The following is a 1536-nucleotide window of genomic DNA, read 5'->3' as shown; positions in this document are numbered from 1 at the left end:
GGTAAATATTTACCCATACATACCCTTCCGATTTATTGAAGTTAGCAAGGCAGCTTACCCCATTTGGGGTTATTTTGCCAATAAAAAAGCTGAAAAATTATGCGAGATTTAATGACTCACATACTTTTCAGCACAACATCAATTTCTTGATATTTTTAATTGATTACCTTGACGTTCAATGGTACAATTATTACTGAAAAGTGTTTTTGTTGTTTTGTGAGAGTCATTTTTGATTCTTACAATCTGTGAGCTGTGTTCCAAATTGTATTGATTCACTTCAGGCGGCCAACCATTCAGTGATCAATGCGATAATGGGACACTTTTTCTTTGTTTTTTTTTAGTTAATTAAAACCAATAAAAAAAGTGGTGTTAAACTCTGAAATCTATCAGTATTAAAGGAATACTAATACATTTCAAAATTTAAGTTTCATAATATTAATCAATAGTGTAGATATACTTACCCACGAGGTCTTTGTTAAAAAGTAATTTGGTCGCCAAACCAATCATCTTGTTTTTAATATTACTAAAAGATATTTGAAATGTAAAGTTGAATTTTGCCAAAATTTCTTTATTGATTTTTCTTCGTATTATGATATAATCATTTATACAAGTTAATAACTTAGTACAAACTGTGGTGTTTAAGTAATAATGTTAATCGTTAGTTTGTGCTTTGTTAAAAAGTAAAATCGCCAAAAAAGAGCGCCTTGATCTTTCGAGATCAGGGCGCTCGTCTTTTTTGTCTAGAAAAAGTAATTATAAATATGAATGCTATATCCTATCACAATAGATACCGCCATAAGTCCAACCATAAACCACAGATAACGATCTAGACCTTTCTTTGTTCTAAAGAGTTGTAACATCACCTTTCTCCCCTTTCTTCTAATTCTTTAATTAAACCGCATAATACCATCCCACGTTCGTTGAGGTAAAAATATTTCTTTGGTTTGTCTCTATAATCTACATCAATAATTAACATCCATTCAAAAATTTCAATAATACGTTCTGCTCGCTTACGATCAATTTTTTTATAAGTAAATGTGTATTGACCGCTTAGTTTATCCAACGTTCGTCGTTTTGTATAAACCTGTTCAACGATATCTTTAATGGCTATTTCAACCGTTCTATGCGACTCAAGATAACGCAGAATTTTATACATATCGGGTTTAGTAATCAATTTATTGGCTTGTTTAAATAATATTTCGTTAGTCATTGTTATAATCCTTTAACTGATTTATTAAGTTTCATTATACTACCATTAGTTCCTAATGTCAAAATAGATTAAAAACCTATTATAACGGTTGTTCAATCAAGAATTATTGATAATTATTCTTAAAAATAATCATCAATAATTTATAATTATCAAAAATAATTATAAATTATTTTATTAATTGGTTATAATTGATTTTGATTGTAAATTATTAAAGATAATTTTTAATTATTACTAATAATTTCTGATAATTTTTAGTGATAAAAACTGATAAAACGTGATTGATAGTTTATAATAGGCGTAAAGCAGACTATTGACTATATCAGGAG

1 protein-coding gene is annotated in these 1536 nt (G+C 28.1%); it reads right to left on the bottom strand.

The genetic code is table 11. The features are described 5' to 3' along the window. Positions 1-859: 859 nt before the first annotated feature. Positions 860-1210: a hypothetical protein gene (locus ACTWQB_RS17230; RefSeq protein WP_443140390.1), complete on the bottom strand. Its 351-nt coding sequence runs from the start codon at positions 1208-1210 to the stop codon at positions 860-862. Positions 1211-1536: the final 326 nt, after the last annotated feature.

The sequence above is a fragment of the Piscibacillus sp. B03 genome (genome assembly GCF_052246295.1).
Classification (GTDB): Bacteria; Bacillota; Bacilli; order Bacillales; family Alkalibacillaceae; genus Piscibacillus.
This window is presented reverse-complemented; position numbering and strand designations above follow the sequence as displayed.

Excerpts from the sequence above, each read along its gene's own strand:
- ACTWQB_RS17230 (WP_443140390.1), bottom strand. The coding sequence starts at position 1,210 with ATGACTAACGAAATATTATTTAAACAAGCCAATAAATTGATTACTAAA.